Source organism: Flavobacterium sp. W20_MBD1_R3, assembly GCF_052119725.1.
Classification (GTDB): domain Bacteria; phylum Bacteroidota; class Bacteroidia; order Flavobacteriales; family Flavobacteriaceae; genus Flavobacterium.
Map to the genome: position 1 here is coordinate 135,199 of NZ_JBGQOR010000008.1, position 16,045 is coordinate 151,243.

Here is a 16,045-nt window from a genome sequence, read left to right on the forward strand (position 1 = left end):
AATACAATTTTATAATTATTTAATCCGGATTGGCCATGATTTTAAAAAGTTCCGAATTAGAGATGTAAAAACGGTTCTCTAATGCTATTTTAGAAAGTTGGGCTGTAACTAAATTATTTTCTCGAATATTGATTAAGAATAAGGAACTTTCACCGTAAGAAAACAAACGTTCTTCTGCAGTTAGCATAATGATGTTATCTTGGACTAAATCTTTGATTAACTCTTTTTGTTTTAAAAGTGATTCGATTTCCATTTTTTGGGCATTGATTTTATTGGTCAATTGCACTTTTTCCAGATCTAGTATATATTCAGATTCCTGGACTTTGTATTTTGCCAGTTTTAAACCTCCACGTTCTTTTCGAAGAAACAAAGGGAAATAGAAATCCAAACCAACTTTATAGTCTTCAAACTGATAATTATCAATATAACTGGGTTCAGATATATAGGAGTATCCAATATCAATTTTTGGCAAAAGCATATTGGCTTTTAGTTTTCGTTCTACGTTCAACATATCAATTTTACTTTGCAACGCATCAATTTTCGGATGGTTTGTAATAACGAAATCTTGATTTAATAAATTAGTTGTTTTTAAACTTTCTTGAATTGTAAATTCTAGTTGTATTTCAGGGATTAATGTATCTGATAATTCTAGCGGAATATTGTCTTCTAACCATAGAAAAGTAGCTAGTTCTAATTTGGCTTTAGCCAATTTCAGATTTGAATCTTCTAAACTCAATTTCCTGTTTTTTAGAATAATTCCAGCTTCAACACTATCAATTGATGGTTTGTCTCCTTGTATAATTAAAGATTGGATTCCTTTAAACCGAATTTGTGCATTGTTATTGTATTCTTGATACAATGCTACTTCGTTAAAGTTTTTCTTCCAATTGAAATATGCCAGTGATGCATCATATAAAACAACGATGGCTTGCAGTTTTCGTTCTGCTTGACTCAGTTGCATTTGCATTTTTGCCTTTCGAACATCTGCCATTCTTTGATTAATAAATAATCCTTGTCCAAGCGGAATAGTAACTCCCAGTGAGGTTAGTCCTTGATTAGGAAGCGTATTTTGGGGATTCAAATACACACCTTCACTGTTGTCAAATCCAGCTTTAATCTCAATTCCATACCAAGTCGGAATTTTGAAACTACTATTTAAAATAGAATAATATTCCTTGTCTTTGAATTGTTTTTTGCTGAAATCAACTTCTATTTTTGGGTCAAAACCACCACGAGCCATCATCAAGTTAGCTTGTGATTTACTAATTTCTAAATTGGCGTTTTTAACTAATGGATGGTACTTTTTTACATAACCAAGAAATTCAGTGTAGGTAAGTTCGTTGGATATTTTTTCTTGAGCCTGTACAAAAAACCCGAAGAATAAAAACGCTAAAAATATCTGTTTCATTTATTTTTTTTCTGTTGTTTTTGCAGGCAAAGGTTTGTAGTAATTAGGAGGGAATCCGTTTAGGGATCTCCACAATTCAAACCATACCGGAACATTATCTAGCAAAGCTATGGTTTGTGCGCCTGCACCAATACTCAATTGGACTGGCCATTTGGCTTCTTCTTTATCTGGGGCAATCAAAACACGATATTTTCCATTGGTACTTATAAAATTTTCTATAGCAACAATTTCACCGCCAAAAGTACCATACGACATATTTGGCCATCCTGAAAAAACAATTGTAGGCCAGCCATCAAACCAAACGCGTACCTTTTCGCCTTTGGCTAATAATGGTAAATCTATTGGGTTTACAAATGTTTCAACCGCAAGATCATAATCAGATGGCATGATAGTGACTATTGGAGTTCCTTCTTTTACCGTTTCTCCAAGTCCGGATTGCAATGCCCTGTTAATATAGCCGTTTTGCGATGCTTTGATGTAGTACATTCCATTTCGAATACTGTAGTTTGCATATAAATTCTCTAGTTTAGATACTTGGGCATCTGTTTCAAATTGACTACTAATAGCCGTAAATTTATCACTTGTTGCTTTAGATGCTTTTTCAGCATACTCAGCACCTATGCGATTTATTTCTACTTTAGCATTGATTAATTCGTTTTTGCTGGTTAGAAATTTATTTTCTTGGGTGATGATTTTAGCTTCTACTTCTTGCAATTTTAATCTTTTTTCTTCAATATCAGTAAGTGGTTTCAAACCTTCTTTGTTCAATTGTACGGAACGATTGTATTGCGTATTTGCAATTTTTAGCTGGGTTTGTACAGCAACCAAATCCATACTGTCGCTTTCAATCTTTAAAACGGATTGTCTGATTTTGTTTCGTGCCTGTTCTAGTTTTAGTATTTTCTCGCTTTCAATGGCAATAATTTGACCAGAAAGTGTGCTTACTTTTGAACCATAGGATTGCAAAGATTGTTTCTTAGCATCAATTTGACTCTTAGTATTCTCTACTAAATTAGGGTCCATATAATCTTCTTTAATCTCTGAAATGAAGAGGATCGTATCACCTTTTTTGACAAAATCGCCTTCTTGGACATACCATTTTTCAATTCGACCTGAAATGATACTCTGGATTGATTGTGGTCTTTGACTCGGTTTTAAAGTTGTCACTGCTCCTGTACCAGAAATATTTTGAGTCCAAGGCAGAAATAATGCTATTACCCCAATGATAGAAACGCCCGTTATTATTTTATTTAAAATTTTATAATGGGGTCTATTCGTTAAGTTCTTGACCGTTTCATACTGCTCAAGAGATTGTAACCTTGTTTTGTTGTTGGATATGTTTAGCATGACTAATTATTTTTTTGAATCAAGTTGAATGTGTCCATTTTTCATCGTGATTTTTCGATTGCATTTGGTTTCCCAATACGGGTTTTTTGAAGATACGATAATGGTCCATTGATTTGTATCGGATGTGATAAAGTCTATAATTTCATTAGCTGCTTTTTCGTCCATGGTGTCCGTTGGGTCTTCATAAAAAAGTATTTTAGGTTTGTGAATAATGCTTCTCGCTAGCAATACTTTTTGAGCGTTAGAGGAGGTTAATTGTCGTCCTTCAGGATAAATTCTCGTATCTAATCCTTTGGGAAACAGTTTTATAAATGAGGTGAGCTGCACCCCATCTAAAGCCCATTTTATATCTTCGGAACTTACAGAAGGATCATTGAAGGTTATATTTTCCAGTAAAGTTCCTTCAAAAGGTCGTTCCCCATAAATCACACTTCCTATTTGTGAGCGGTATTGTTTGAGGTTTATTTTCCGGAATGTGTCGTCATTGATATACACGGAGCCACTGGTGGGCTGCAATAAACCAGATAATATTCGGATCAAGGTTGTTTTGCCAGAGCCATTTTCGCCGTTAATTACAATTTTTTCTCCTTGATCTATTTTTAATGAAATAGCGCTTAAAATTTCTTTTTCCGAATCGGGAAACTGGAAAGTAAGACTTTCTATTTCTAAAGATATGTTGTTGTAGCAGGTGTCATTGTGCAAATTTGCTGAATCTTCTAATTCCAAATCAGTAACTTCTCCAATTTTTTCAATCGAAGTCAGTACATCATAGAAGGTTTCTAGTCCGATGATTATTTTTTCAACAGAGTTGATAACCAATAAAATGATGATTTCAGCAGCAACGAACTGACCAATATTCATTTGTTGAGATAAAACTAAGAACCCACCAATAGACAATAAACTTCCCGTGATGACAACTTTAAAAATGATCAATTGCGTGAATTGTTTTTTGATAACATCAAAATGTTTTTCACGATAGGCTAGATAATCGGTTACAATTGAATTATTTTTTTTTAATGCAAAATCATAATTGAGCTCATTTCTAAAACTAAAATTATTTCGGGCCATTTCTTGCAACCAACTCGCTACTTTGTATTTGAATTTAGATTCTTTTAAACTTGTTTCAATACCTGATTTAAAAGAAAACTTAAATATAAAGTACAAGAGCCCCATAAGCAATACACCAAAGATGATAAAGTAAGGGTGGTACAATGACAATAATATGATACCAAAAACAATTTGTAACAATGCCGCCGAAAAGTCAGTTAGTAACTTTGAAGTTCCTTTTTGAATGGTCATAGTGTCAAAGAATCGATTGGCTAACTCAGGAGGGTAACTGTCGTATAATTCTTTTGGTTGTATTTTTGGCAGGCGTGCAGCAAATTCAAATGAAGAGCGAACAAATATTTTTTGTTGCAAGTTTTCTGTGATCCGGAGTTGCATTAACGATAGAATACCCACTAATGTCACACCAAAAATCACGAGAACAATTAGCACGATCCATGATGCACTTACTCGTCCTGATTGTATAAAATTAGTAATTGCTTGTATTCCCAGTGGAAGCGATAAACTGAGTAATCCTGCAAAAATGGCGTAAAAAAATATTTGATAGACATCTTTTTTATCTAATTCAAGTAAATTGTAAAATCGTTTTAAAGGAGTCATAGTAGGAATGTATTTTGTTTTTTATTTTAGCGTAAAACTTTTGCAATAAGATCCTGATAAAAATCTGTGGTGCTCATAGAATCGCTACAATTGGTGATGGTTTTTAAATGGTCTGTCAAAAAATGTTGGTGTAAGCTTCCTTCAACAATAGTAGAAACAAGTGATTTAGAAAAGGGATAAGTTGGGTTTACTTCATTAACAATAGCCACAATCCTGTTGATTACTCTTTTATAAATCAAGAAGAATCCCTCTTTGTTTTCGTGATCGATTTCTTTGGTGTACAGTGTTTTAGTAAATTCTGATATAATGATTTTATTCAAAATTGATTCATTGACATGAATAGTGCTGTCGTCATCCGTTATTTTCTCGGTTATTATTGCAATTGCTTTTCGGAGTTTTTCGGTAGGATCCAAAACATTAGTCGTGGCAAAAATGAGTTTGTATTCCATCCAGCTCCAATACCAGGAGGACAAGTACACTAGTAATTTATGTTTGTTTTCAAAATAGCGGTAAATAGAACTTTCATTAGATTGTATTTTCTCTCCTAATTTCTTAAAAGTGAAATTATCAAACCCAATTTCATGGATTAAAAAAATGCTTTCGGCTATAATTTTTTTTCCCAAAGCAGAAGTTTCCGGATCCTTAACATAGATCTTTTCGTTGACTTGTATTTTTAAATTAGACAGAACCATATTCATTCTTGTTACGATTTATTTTAAATCTTGTAGTATTCAATATTTTTAAAAATTGTTTTACTTATAATTAATGGTAATTGACTTTTGATTATTTCTATCCGCAATTTCTTTTGGATATTATTTAATTTGAGGCTGTAAATTAAAAAATTTCACAAAGAATAATTTAGCAATAAAAACGTAAACTAAATTCTGTTTATAGATTGATTCTGAATCCAAAATTCAAATTTTCTGTGGCTCGCTCTGGAACTCTGATTTTATTATTTCGAATGTCTAAAAATTGCAAGTGTTCTAATTGTCTGATTTCGTTTGGGATTTCATTAAATTTGTTGCCATTCAGGTATAAAAATTCTAAATTTTTCAAACTACTTATATTCGATGGCATACTATTTAAATTGTCATTTTCTAAATGTAATATTCTCAATGATGTCATTTTACTCATTATTGCAATATTAGCCTCTAAATTTAAGTGCGTTTCATCATTTAAAAACAGCTCTTCCAAACTTTTTAATTGCCAAAAATCAGCAGGCAATACAGTGAAATCATTTCCACTCAATTCTAGTACTTTAAGCTTTTTTAATGAGATGATTTCTTTTGGAATTGTAGTCAAATGATCATTTTTTAGACTTAAATATTCAAGATTTATAAATTTTGACCAGTTGAGACTATCTATTTCTAAGGTTTGATTGCTCAAGTTCAGACGAAATACTTTTTCTGGTTCTCTGAGTGCCAGTTCAATATTCGTAAACTCTTTTTTGACTGCAATCGAATCCGTTATTTGGCCAAAGCTCATTTGCGTCAAGAGAATGAGGACAATTGTGTAAATTATTTTCATTGTGTGTTGATTTATGTATAAATATTGAAACAAATAATCACTGCGGCCTGGATTTAGTAGTACGATTCAATCGCACAAAAAAATAATGTTGCTGCTATTACGATCTTTTTTTGACAAATATAATAGTAATGCTATGACAGTTAATAGTATTTAACTTTTTTTTGTAAAAAAAGCTACTTGTTTTTAAGTAGCTTTTAATTTTTATCGGGATTATTGTTTATTTATAGTAATGAATGACAGGTCATTGCTTCTGGTTTTTCAACTCCCATTAATTCCAATATTGTTGGAGCAATATCTCCAAGAACTCCATTATGAATTGTTTTTAGATCTTTATCTACAAGTATAATAGGTACTGGATTTGTGGTGTGAGCTGTGTTTGGACTTCCATCTGGATTAATCATTGTCTCACAGTTTCCGTGATCCGCAATGATTATTGTAGTATAATTGTGTGCTAATGCTGTTGTTATTACTTTTTCAACGCATTTATCAACGGTTTCACAGGCTTTGATCGCTGCACTCATGATCCCAGTATGTCCTACCATATCGCCATTGGCAAAATTGAGACAAACAAAGTCTACGTCACCTTTTTCTAATTCAGGAACTAAGGCATCGGTCAATTCATAAGCACTCATCTCTGGTTGTAAATCATAAGTGGCAACTTTTGGAGAATTTTTCAAGATTCGGCTTTCGCCAATGAAAGGCTGTTCTCTTCCACCTGAGAAGAAAAATGTAACGTGAGGATATTTTTCGGTTTCAGCAATGCGAATTTGCTTTTTGTTTGCTTTTTCTAAGACTTCTCCTAGGGTCTCTGTTATATTGTCTTTATTATATACAACTTTTATGTTTTTGTAGGTTTCATCATAATTGGTAAGTGTAACGTAATACAAATTGAGTTTGTGCATGTTGTGTTCATGACAATCTATTTGGGTCAAAACTTCCGTTAATTCTCTTCCTCTATCGGTTCTAAAATTAAAGAAAATAACCACATCATCTTCTTCAATTGTAGCTACGGGATTATCTTGCTCATCCACTAGGACTGTTGGATCTATAAATTCATCTGTTACATCAATTTGGTAACTTTCGTCGATGGTAGTGACTGCATTTGTTGTATGCGTACCAATTCCGTTTACCAATAAATCATAAGCCAGCTTTACTCTCTCCCAGCGTTTGTCTCTGTCCATGGCATAGTAGCGTCCTATAACCGAAGCTAATTTGACACTAGTTCCAGCAATATAATCTTGTAAATCCTGAATGTAATGTTTACCAGATTTTGGATCTACGTCGCGACCGTCAGTAAAGGCATGAACAAAAACTTTTTGTAATCCGTGTTGTTGTGTAGCATCTATTAAGCCGCGCAAATGTGATGTGTGAGAGTGAACTCCACCATCTGAAACAAGGCCTAAAAAGTGTACTTTTTTATTGTGAGTTTTGGCATACGTGAAGGCATCAACTAAAACGGATTCTTTTGCCAAAGTATCATTTGCAACAGCAAGATTTATTTTAGCTAAATCCTGATATACAATTCTACCTGCACCAAGATTCATGTGGCCTACTTCACTGTTTCCCATTTGGCCTTCAGGAAGTCCCACATTTAAGCCGTCAGTTCGCAGTTGAGCGCTTGGGAAATTTTTATATAAACTGTTTATAAAAGGAATATTGGCATTGTCGATTGCAGAAACTTTTGGATCAGGAGATTTTCCCCAACCGTCCAGAATCATAAGAATTACTTTTTTGTTCATGGAAATGTTATTTTAAACAAAGATAAACCATTTCTAAAAAGGTTCCAATGAATCAAAAACACTATTATTCATTCTAGTGCTAAGATCTTTAAATTTTGATTATATGGTTATAGAAAAGGATTTTTTTTAAAATAAACGCATTTTAGAATTTATTCTTCACCTCATTGTAATCGATAAAATAGCGAATGCTTATCGAAAACACATGACTCAATGCGTCGTTGTTGAGTAGATTAGTGACATTGTCTCCAAAATCTTTATTAATGTTTCTTTCGAATCCGGCAGCATTGTTTCTATATAGAACAGATACTTCACTTCCAGGTGCAAACCACCATGAGTACGATAAATCAGTATTCCAAGAATAAAAACTGGAATTTCTGTTAGTGGTGTAGGTTGGAAAATCAGTTAATCGTCCGTTTTGCTGCAAGGATAATATATTTTTGTTTTCAGCAAACGACCAATATTGACGCAAGGAAATATTAAAATTCATTTTACTGCTCAAGGAATATTTCCCGGACAGCGTGTTAGAATAGGTAATCACATTTCTATTCGTAAAAACAATTGTATTTGGCGTAGCTAAGTTCATATCGTCATTGATACTGTCGACATAGCCTTTATTATTGTTTTGTCTGAAAAAGTTGAAATTGTAGTTCAAAGATAATTTATCGCTAAATCGGTACCTTGGGCCTAATGAGAAACCATAAGATTTTCTTCCAGTTTCATCAAAAACAGCAAACGACGGATTAAAGTCAATGGCAAAACTATTATTGTAATTAGAAGAAATATAAATAAATCCACCAATTTTTGTAGGTTTTATTACAAATCGGTCCGCCGATCGGGGTTCATAATAATCGTATGTCTCTAATGGATTAGCATCAACTCCCATCCCAAAATAATGATTTTTTTTGTTATTAGAATTAATCTGAAAGCTGATATTACTAGATTGTATTTTCCCGGTTTCTTTTTGAAACTGGGAATAGGTGTTTATTTGAGCACTAAAAGTGTTGAAATACTTGGTTGGATTCAAGATTCGATAACTGGAATTACCATAAATACTATAGTAATTGGTCTCGAAATTGATTCCTAAATCATTATTGTCAAAATCCTTTGTTGTTATGTCAGCACCAGCGCCATAACGGAATTTTCCGCTGGTTTCGGAGAAATTCAATTGGGAGTTAATTCCTGTTTTATCTTCTGTTTCATTAATAAAACTGTATTTAAAATCTCCCGAAATGTTATAAGTGTTTTTTTTAGTATTCAAATCCCAAACTAATGCTGTAACATTCCCATCGCGAAAATGTCCGTTCCTACTTACATTGGTATTTACAAAGGCAAGCGAGGAGTTTTTGCGAAAGCGCTGGTCTAAAACTAACACGCTATAATTTGTTAAAGGCTCAACTTCGGTTCTTGATTCGCCGCTGTTGTTATTGAAAATCGTAGTTGGGGTATTTTTTGTCACCGCATTCAATATCCCAATTCCTAAACCATCTTTGGTTCGTCCCGAGATTTTAAATGCATTGATAAGATTTATATTTGGCGTTTCCGTAAAGGATTCGTTTTCGTTTAGTTTGTAGGCTGGGCTTCCGCCAATACGTCTCGAATAAAGCAGATTTCCCTTGCTGAACAAATCAGTTCCTTCCGTAAAAAACGATCTGTTTTCGTTGAATTGTTGTTCGAAAGGGCCTAAATTTAGTATTTGATCATCAAATTTTGTTTGTCCAAAATCAGGAACTAATATCATGTCAAGCGTAAAAGCATCGTTTATACCGTATTTTAAATCCAATCCGCCTTTGAGGGTTCCGGTAGTTTTTTGTTGACCGCTTGCATTTACATAAAAAGAGGAATAGGGCAAGAGAAAGAGTCGGGTAGGAGGTTTTATGTTTTCGATTCCTTCTAATGTGCCAGTTTGCTGGGTGAATGTTCCCAGTTTTGAATCGATAAAATTCCAAGTGTATTTATGACGGTCTCGTCTTATTTCTCTAAAAAAATTAAGTCCCCAAGTTTGTTTGTTTTCGCTTGAAAAGCGCAGGGCTGCATAAGGAATTCGCATTTCTACAACCCAGCCCTCGTCCGTAATTACAGCCTTACTTTTCCATACGGCATCCCAAGAATAATCTTCGCCATTGCTGTCCGTGGTGATACAATCTGCTTGACCATCTGCAGCATTGACAAAAAATTGAAAATCTTGTTGTCCATCATTAAAACCATTGATGAAAACTCCAAAAAGATCTGCAGTGCCAAAATTATCGCGTTGTGTAATCTCTCTAAGTATTTTTTCAGGACGCTCATCATGCATGATTGCGCCAATATATATCGCATCATTATCGTACAGTACGCGAACTTCTGTTTTTTTATTGTCTGGAATTTTCTTGCCGTTATCTGGTTCAAACATGATAAAATCAGTAGCGATTGCTGCTGACTGCCAAGTCGTTTCATCTAGTGTTCCATCAATAATAATATGGTCTGTAATAAAATTAGTTTGTAATGTTTTTTTTTGGCCAAAGCAAATAAAAGACGATATCAGAAAAAAATATAGGAAATGATTCTTCATGAAATGATGGAATGATTGCGACAAATTTGGAAAAACTGATATACTTTCAAGGTTTAATGCACCCATCAAGACTGTAGTTTATCTTAGTAGACTTTCTTTTTTACAGAATGTTACAGTTTGATTTGAAAAATTAAAATTTATTTTTCACTGAATTGTAGTCAATAAAATAACGAATGCTGATCGAAAGTACATTAGTCAAGTCGCTGTTGAAAATGTTTTTAAGATTTTTAGCTAAATCTTTTTCTACCTCATTTGATCTTTCTAGACCATAATTACGGTACAAAATTGAGATTTCGCTCCCGGGTGCAAACCACCAGGAATAAGATAAATCGAAGTTCCATGAATTGAAATTTCTATCTTTATTTTGAGCGTATGTATTGTTTGGAGTCAAATAGCCACTGTCTTGCAAGGTCAAAAAATCATGATTTTTTGAGTAAGACCAGTAGTATCGGGCTGTCAGATTCACGGTCATTCTATTATTGAGCGCATATTTACCAGTAAAATCATGTTGAAGAGTTTCTCTACTGCGTTCTGCAAAAATTATTCCGGAAGTATCAGAGTCAACCCAGCCGCGATCATTGGTTTTATTAAAATATTCCATTATATACGTGAGCGAAAATCTGTCATTAAAACGGTATTTAGGACTTAGATATAATCCATAAACGTTTCGGTTTTTCTCATTGAATTTTGTAAAAGAGGGTTGGATTACCACCGTGAAAGGATTGTTGTCGTTTGAAGTAAAGTTGATTGCAGCAAAAACTTTTTCCGGCAAAAAAACATATTTGTTATATTCACGTGGTTCGTAAAAATCGTAGGTTTTGAAAGGAGAAAATTCGACTACAAATTCTAAAGCGTCGTTATTTAGTGTTGTAGCCTTAATTTCTGTACCAAAAGCGCCAGTTTGTAACTTTCCGGAGGTATTATCCATTTCAAAATTAATATATTGATTGATTCTGAAGGTATTAAAAAGTTTTGTTGGGTTTACAATTCGATAACTTCCATTTGCATAAGCATTGTGATAATTAGAGTAAAAATTAATCCCTAAATCATTTATATCATAGTTTTCGGAAACATATTTTCCTGAAAATCCATAACGATATTTTCCACTTGTTTTTGCAAAACCTATTTCTGTTTTAAACCCGTCGTAATCTTCGATAGTATTGATTGAACTATATTTAAAATCGCCGTACAAATTGAATGTATTTGCCTTGGTATTCAGATCAAACAGCAAAGCCGAGGCATTTGCATCTCTAAAATCCCCATTTCGGGTGGTGTTTGCATTGATGAAAGTAACGGATGAGTTTTGGTTAAAACGCTGATCTAACACAAACATATTATAATTAGTCAAAGGTTCAATTACCTCTTTTCTAACGTTGCCGGTATCATTATCTAAAATAGTGGCTTTGGTTTTTTCGGTAATAGCATTCAGGAACCCAATTCCTAATCCTTTCTGGGTACGTCCTGAGATTTTTACGGCATTAATCAAATTAACCGTGCTTGGATAATTAGTGATTTCTTCCTGATTTGCAAGGAGTAATTCTGTGGTGGACCCTCCGCCAATTCTTCGGGAATAAAACAATCCGCCTTTGTTAAACAAATCAGTTCCTTCGGTAAAAAAAGGTCTATTTTCTTCTAATTGTTGTTCAAAAGGTTCTAAGTATAATATTGCATTGTCAAATTTTGTTTGTCCAAAGTCAGGAACTAAAATGGCGTCCAAGGTAAAAGCATCGTTGATACCGTACTTAATATCCAAGCCTGCTTTTAAAGTGATGCCGGAACCAATCTTGCTTTGTTGGTAATACGCCGATGAGTAGGGAATTAAAAAAAGTCGTGCAGGAGTTTTTATGTTTTCTATTCCTTGCAAAATCCCCGCTTGGGGAATTACAGCTCCAATTTTAGTATCAATTCTGTTCCAAGTATATTTTTGAACATCGCGCTTGATTTCGCGCATAAAGTTTAAACCCCAGGTTTGTTTGTCTGCTTTTGAAAATCGTAAAGCAGCATAGGGAATTTTCATCTCAACAGCCCAGCCAAATTCAGTGAGCACTACTTGGCTGTCCCAAATAGCATCCCACGTAAAATCTTCAAAATCTTCCGTTGCTATGCAGTCCATTTGTACGCCTGCAGCACTTACAAAAAAGCGAAAATCTTGTTGGCCATCATTAAAACCATTAATATAAACCGAAAAATGATCGGAAACGCCAAAAACATCTCGATTTGTTATTTCTTTCTGAATTTTATCCGGTTCATTATCATATAATAAGGCTGAAATATAGATGGCATTATTGTCATAGAGTACTTTAACTTCTGTTTTTTTATCGCTACTGATTGGTTTTCCATTATCGGGTTCAAACATAATGAAGTCGGAAGCTATAGGGGCTGATTTCCAAATTTCTTCATTCATTTGGCCATCAATTGTGATGTTTTCGGTAGTAGATTTTGCTTGAAGAACTTTTTTTTGACTTTGCGCATTTAAATTAAATAAAAGCAAATAAAGTAGCGCAATTGATGGGAATTTGAACATAAATAGAGAGGATATTTAAACAAAAATAGCAAAATTAACAGATTAATTCCTTTTTTTATGTTTTATTACTCAATATTTTGTCCCTTTTTTCGTTAGAGTAAGAATAAAACTTTGTTAAATATTAATTTCAATTCTAATTTTTGATGTACGTTTGCAATCCCAAGTAAATCCTTAACTAATAGACAATCAATGATTTATAACATATTTCCTACTATTTTTTTCATGCTGCTTTCCCTTGCACCCATCAAAAAAAACCTTCCTGATTCAAAGATAAGTACTCCAGCGTTTTACTCTAAAGTAGAAAAAAAGAGCGCAGATGATAATATTACTTTGGCATACACTAATTTACATTCTGATAAATTTGCATTGCCTAAATTAGAAAGTTTCTCCGAAGCACTAAAAGGTTATTATTCGTTGAAAGAAAAAGGATTAATTAAGAAAGAGATTTTGACTTTAATTGATTTTAGTTTATCGTCAAATACTAAAAGACTTTGGGTGATCAATTTGGCTACTGGCGAGGTCTTGTTTCACTCTCTTGTTGCTCACGGAAGAAATACAGGCAATGAATTTGCCAATAATTTTTCAAACTCAGCTGAATCTTTTAAAAGCAGTTTAGGTTTTTATGCTACAGGTGAAATTTACAATGGCAAACATGGAATGTCTCTTCGTTTAGATGGTTTAGAAAAAGGAGTTAATGATAATGCCAGAGCAAGAGGTGTGGTAATGCACGCCGCTGATTATGTTTCTAATTCGTTTATTAAAAACAACCACAGATTAGGAAGAAGTCTTGGTTGTCCTGCTGTTCCTGTTGAATTATCTAAAGAGATTATTAGTATAATAAAAGATAAATCATGTTTCTTTATTTATCATCCTTCAAGAGTTTCTAAATTTGGAATAAAATCAATTTCGTAATTTATCGTACAAAGCAGCGTCAAGATTGTATATATCATCTCTGAAAATTAATTTATTATTTTCGCTCCAAGCGGTCCAGTAAAATAGGTGAAATGCAATATCTTTTTTGATATTAACAAATCTTGTTCTCTCATTTTGCAAGGTCTCTGTGATTTTTTCAAAATTCCAATTGACTGAATCGTTTAAAATATATTCTGTTAATTCCAATGGATTATCAACTCTGACGCAGCCGGAACTTAAAGATCTGTCAATCTTGTCAAAATAATCCCTGTGATTTGTATCGTGTAAGTAAACGGAAAAACGGTTTGGAAAAATGATTTTCACCATCCCCAACGAGTTAAAAGTACCCGGACTTTGTACATATCGATACGTTTTAGCCTGAGATAATTGCCATTCATAAGGACTTACAATTCTTCCATTACTATCATACACCTTAATATTAGTTTGCGTTAAGTAGCTTCGGCTTTTTAGAATAGCAGGAATTACATCTTCTCTCAAAATGGTTGGTGGAACCGTCCAGGTTGGGTTAAAAACGACCTGCGTTAATTTAGAACTCAATACGGGTGTTTTTCTTTTTGCTCTTCCCACAATGACTCTGTGCGTTCTCAGTGTGTCATTGTTGTTAACCAATGTCAATTTGTAATCAGGAATATTAATGATGATGTATTCCTTTCCCAATTGTTTTGGATACCATTTCCAGCGTTCCAGATTTACAATAATTTGCTGTGTTCTTTGGTTTTTAGAAAAATTAAGGGATGCAATTGTACCGGCTCCAATTTTTGCATCGGCGGCTAAACCGTGCCGACTTTGAAATTTTTTTAAAGCAGTTACTGTTTCTTCGTCGTAAACTGGAGAAAGGCTGTCTTTAGGTTGGAGTTCTTTCCAATAAATTAATCGTTTTTTGATCGAAATCAGTGAAGGATTGGTGTCATTAGGCGTTATTATTTTTGTAAATTTTATTGGCTTGAAATCATCTTTTGGAAAAGTATTAATTTGCCGAAGGGCTTTTTTTAATTTTTTGTAAACAATGTGATTGGGTTTCAATTGTTCTATTGAGGACGCTAAGGAATCGCTTTGAAGCAATTGAACGACAGCAGTATTTAAGTTGATATAGTTATCTTTTAAGTCCCAGTTTTTGTATATTTTTCGGGGATTTATTCTTCCGTTAGTGAGGTGGGAAATGTATTTTTGTAAACTGGAAGTCAACAAAATATCATATTTTGCCAAATCTAAAGAGTCTAAAGTAGTTGCTTTTTTTTCGAAATCAAATAACGATTTTACGTTGTAATCCTCTGGGTTGAGTCCCTCTTCCGCTGATTTATTAAGCTCAGCTAAAATTATTTTTCTTTTTTCTTCTGATTGCCACACCGTTCTGTAATTGGTAGCTATATAAAAATCCTTAACTGTTTTGTTATCCAAAGAAATTACTAAAGATGAGTCAATGTTAGTTGGTTTTCCTTCCGGTTGCACATGAGGTTTTACAATCTCTTTTTTCAAAATTACCTCACTTTTTAGTACTTCTTTTTTGCAGCTAATGAAGGTACACAACAATACAATCAAAAATAAATTATTCATCATTTATAGCTTTAAACATGACAACGTGTTCTCCTACTCCTTTTATTTCAAAAGGCAGCCCTTTTGTTTGATATCCCATTTTGGTATAAAATCCGATAGCTTCTTCTCGGGCATTGAACCAAATTAAATTCTGTTTTTGCTCACTGCATTGTTTCTCTGCATGGATAATCAGTTTTTCACCCAAACCTAACTTTTGATGCTGTTTCAAAACGGCCATTCCTCTAATTTGAAATTGTTTTTCAGTGGTAAACAAATTGTTTTTTGCTTCAAATAAGGAAACCACGCCTAAGAGATTATCAGAGTCATACAATCCAAAGTGAAAAGTAGTTTCTAAAGTATCGCCGTCAAAATGACAACTTTCGATCGGTTTTTCAGCCCGAAGTACAGGATGGCGTATCGAAAATGTCTCCAAAGCCGTTATTTGTTTGATGTTTTTCATTGTTTTTTAAAAATATTTTTTGGGTTCTATAAAGGTATAATATTTTCATATTAAATTCTTTATGATTTGAATCTCTTATTTTAAAAGAGACTATCGGAGTAGGTTTGAGACTTTTTAAGAAAAAAACTTGCATTGAAGCAAACTTATTAATTATATTTGCACCGTTGTTAATGCGAAAGTAGCTCAGTTGGTAGAGCTCCAGCCTTCCAAGCTGGTTGTCGCGAGTTCGAGCCTCGTCTTTCGCTCTAAGTTTCATTCTTTAATTTGAAACTTTTTTTACTGTATTAATGCGAAAGTAGCTCAGTTGGTAGAGCTCCAGCCTTCCAAGCTGGTTGTCGCGAGTTCGAGCCTCGTCTTTCGC

General features: G+C 33.6%; 11 protein-coding genes and 2 tRNA genes. 3 read left to right on the plus strand and 10 right to left on the minus strand.

Annotated elements, in window-relative coordinates:
- Window positions 1–19: 19 nt before the first annotated feature.
- The 8 genes from ACEN2F_RS11695 to ACEN2F_RS11730 form a co-directional block, all read right to left on the minus strand.
- On the minus strand, window positions 20–1,408 hold the full coding sequence (locus ACEN2F_RS11695) for a TolC family protein (protein ID WP_441739280.1): 1,389 nt from the start codon (window positions 1,406–1,408) through the stop codon (window positions 20–22).
- Entirely contained in the window at window positions 1,409–2,755 is a 1,347-nt protein-coding gene (locus ACEN2F_RS11700; RefSeq protein ID WP_441739282.1) for an HlyD family secretion protein, read from the minus strand.
- Window positions 2,756–2,761: 6 nt separating this feature from the next.
- Complete coding sequence (locus tag ACEN2F_RS11705; RefSeq protein WP_441739284.1) at window positions 2,762–4,420, minus strand: peptidase domain-containing ABC transporter; 1,659 nt, start codon at window positions 4,418–4,420, stop codon at window positions 2,762–2,764.
- 26 nt (window positions 4,421–4,446) lie between these two features.
- Window positions 4,447–5,118 carry a TetR/AcrR family transcriptional regulator gene (locus tag ACEN2F_RS11710; RefSeq protein WP_441739286.1) on the minus strand — a complete coding sequence of 224 codons (672 nt, stop codon included), beginning with the start codon at window positions 5,116–5,118 and terminating at the stop codon, window positions 4,447–4,449.
- Window positions 5,119–5,308: 190 nt separating this feature from the next.
- Entirely contained in the window at window positions 5,309–5,947 is a 639-nt protein-coding gene (locus ACEN2F_RS11715) for a leucine-rich repeat domain-containing protein (RefSeq protein WP_441739288.1), read from the minus strand.
- Window positions 5,948–6,168: 221 nt separating this feature from the next.
- The gene (gene gpmI / locus ACEN2F_RS11720; RefSeq protein ID WP_441739290.1) at window positions 6,169–7,686 is read right to left on the minus strand and encodes a 2,3-bisphosphoglycerate-independent phosphoglycerate mutase; all 1,518 of its coding nucleotides are present in this window, start codon (window positions 7,684–7,686) and stop codon (window positions 6,169–6,171) included.
- Between the two features lie 142 nt (window positions 7,687–7,828).
- Window positions 7,829–10,234, minus strand: coding sequence for a DUF5916 domain-containing protein (locus ACEN2F_RS11725; RefSeq protein ID WP_441739306.1), 2,406 nt, complete (start codon window positions 10,232–10,234; stop codon window positions 7,829–7,831).
- A gap of 130 nt (window positions 10,235–10,364) precedes the next feature.
- Window positions 10,365–12,758, minus strand: a complete 2,394-nt coding sequence (locus ACEN2F_RS11730; protein WP_441739292.1) for a DUF5916 domain-containing protein — start codon at window positions 12,756–12,758, stop codon at window positions 10,365–10,367.
- Window positions 12,759–12,947: 189 nt separating this feature from the next.
- On the opposite strand from ACEN2F_RS11730, the gene ACEN2F_RS11735 reads away from it, so the two are divergent.
- The gene (locus tag ACEN2F_RS11735; RefSeq protein ID WP_441739294.1) at window positions 12,948–13,670 is read left to right on the plus strand and encodes a murein L,D-transpeptidase catalytic domain family protein; all 723 of its coding nucleotides are present in this window, start codon (window positions 12,948–12,950) and stop codon (window positions 13,668–13,670) included.
- Here the strand turns inward: ACEN2F_RS11735 and ACEN2F_RS11740 are convergent.
- Together ACEN2F_RS11740 and ACEN2F_RS11745 are read right to left on the minus strand one after the other, a co-directional pair.
- Window positions 13,659–15,248 carry a L,D-transpeptidase family protein gene (locus tag ACEN2F_RS11740; protein WP_441739296.1) on the minus strand — a complete coding sequence of 530 codons (1,590 nt, stop codon included), beginning with the start codon at window positions 15,246–15,248 and terminating at the stop codon, window positions 13,659–13,661. The two genes, ACEN2F_RS11735 and ACEN2F_RS11740, sit on opposite strands and share 12 nt — an antisense overlap.
- Entirely contained in the window at window positions 15,238–15,684 is a 447-nt protein-coding gene (locus tag ACEN2F_RS11745) for a GNAT family N-acetyltransferase (protein WP_441739298.1), read from the minus strand. Before ACEN2F_RS11745 ends, ACEN2F_RS11740 begins: the two co-directional genes overlap by 11 nt.
- Window positions 15,685–15,856: 172 nt before the next feature.
- On the opposite strand from ACEN2F_RS11745, the gene ACEN2F_RS11750 reads away from it, so the two are divergent.
- Window positions 15,857–15,929 (plus strand) — tRNA-Gly (locus tag ACEN2F_RS11750).
- A 44-nt stretch (window positions 15,930–15,973) separates the two neighbouring features.
- Window positions 15,974–16,045, plus strand: a tRNA-Gly gene (locus ACEN2F_RS11755).

Coding starts and splice junctions, on each gene's coding strand:
- ACEN2F_RS11695 (WP_441739280.1), bottom strand. CDS start 1,408: ATGAAACAGATATTTTTAGCGTTTTTATTCTTCGGGTTTTTTGTACAG.
- ACEN2F_RS11700 (WP_441739282.1), bottom strand. CDS start 2,755: ATGCTAAACATATCCAACAACAAAACAAGGTTACAATCTCTTGAGCAG.
- ACEN2F_RS11705 (WP_441739284.1), bottom strand. CDS start 4,420: ATGACTCCTTTAAAACGATTTTACAATTTACTTGAATTAGATAAAAAA.
- ACEN2F_RS11710 (WP_441739286.1), bottom strand. CDS start 5,118: ATGAATATGGTTCTGTCTAATTTAAAAATACAAGTCAACGAAAAGATC.
- ACEN2F_RS11715 (WP_441739288.1), bottom strand. CDS start 5,947: ATGAAAATAATTTACACAATTGTCCTCATTCTCTTGACGCAAATGAGC.
- gpmI (WP_441739290.1), bottom strand. CDS start 7,686: ATGAACAAAAAAGTAATTCTTATGATTCTGGACGGTTGGGGAAAATCT.
- ACEN2F_RS11725 (WP_441739306.1), bottom strand. CDS start 10,234: ATGAAGAATCATTTCCTATATTTTTTTCTGATATCGTCTTTTATTTGC.
- ACEN2F_RS11730 (WP_441739292.1), bottom strand. CDS start 12,758: ATGTTCAAATTCCCATCAATTGCGCTACTTTATTTGCTTTTATTTAAT.
- ACEN2F_RS11735 (WP_441739294.1), top strand. CDS start 12,948: ATGATTTATAACATATTTCCTACTATTTTTTTCATGCTGCTTTCCCTT.
- ACEN2F_RS11740 (WP_441739296.1), bottom strand. CDS start 15,248: ATGATGAATAATTTATTTTTGATTGTATTGTTGTGTACCTTCATTAGC.
- ACEN2F_RS11745 (WP_441739298.1), bottom strand. CDS start 15,684: ATGAAAAACATCAAACAAATAACGGCTTTGGAGACATTTTCGATACGC.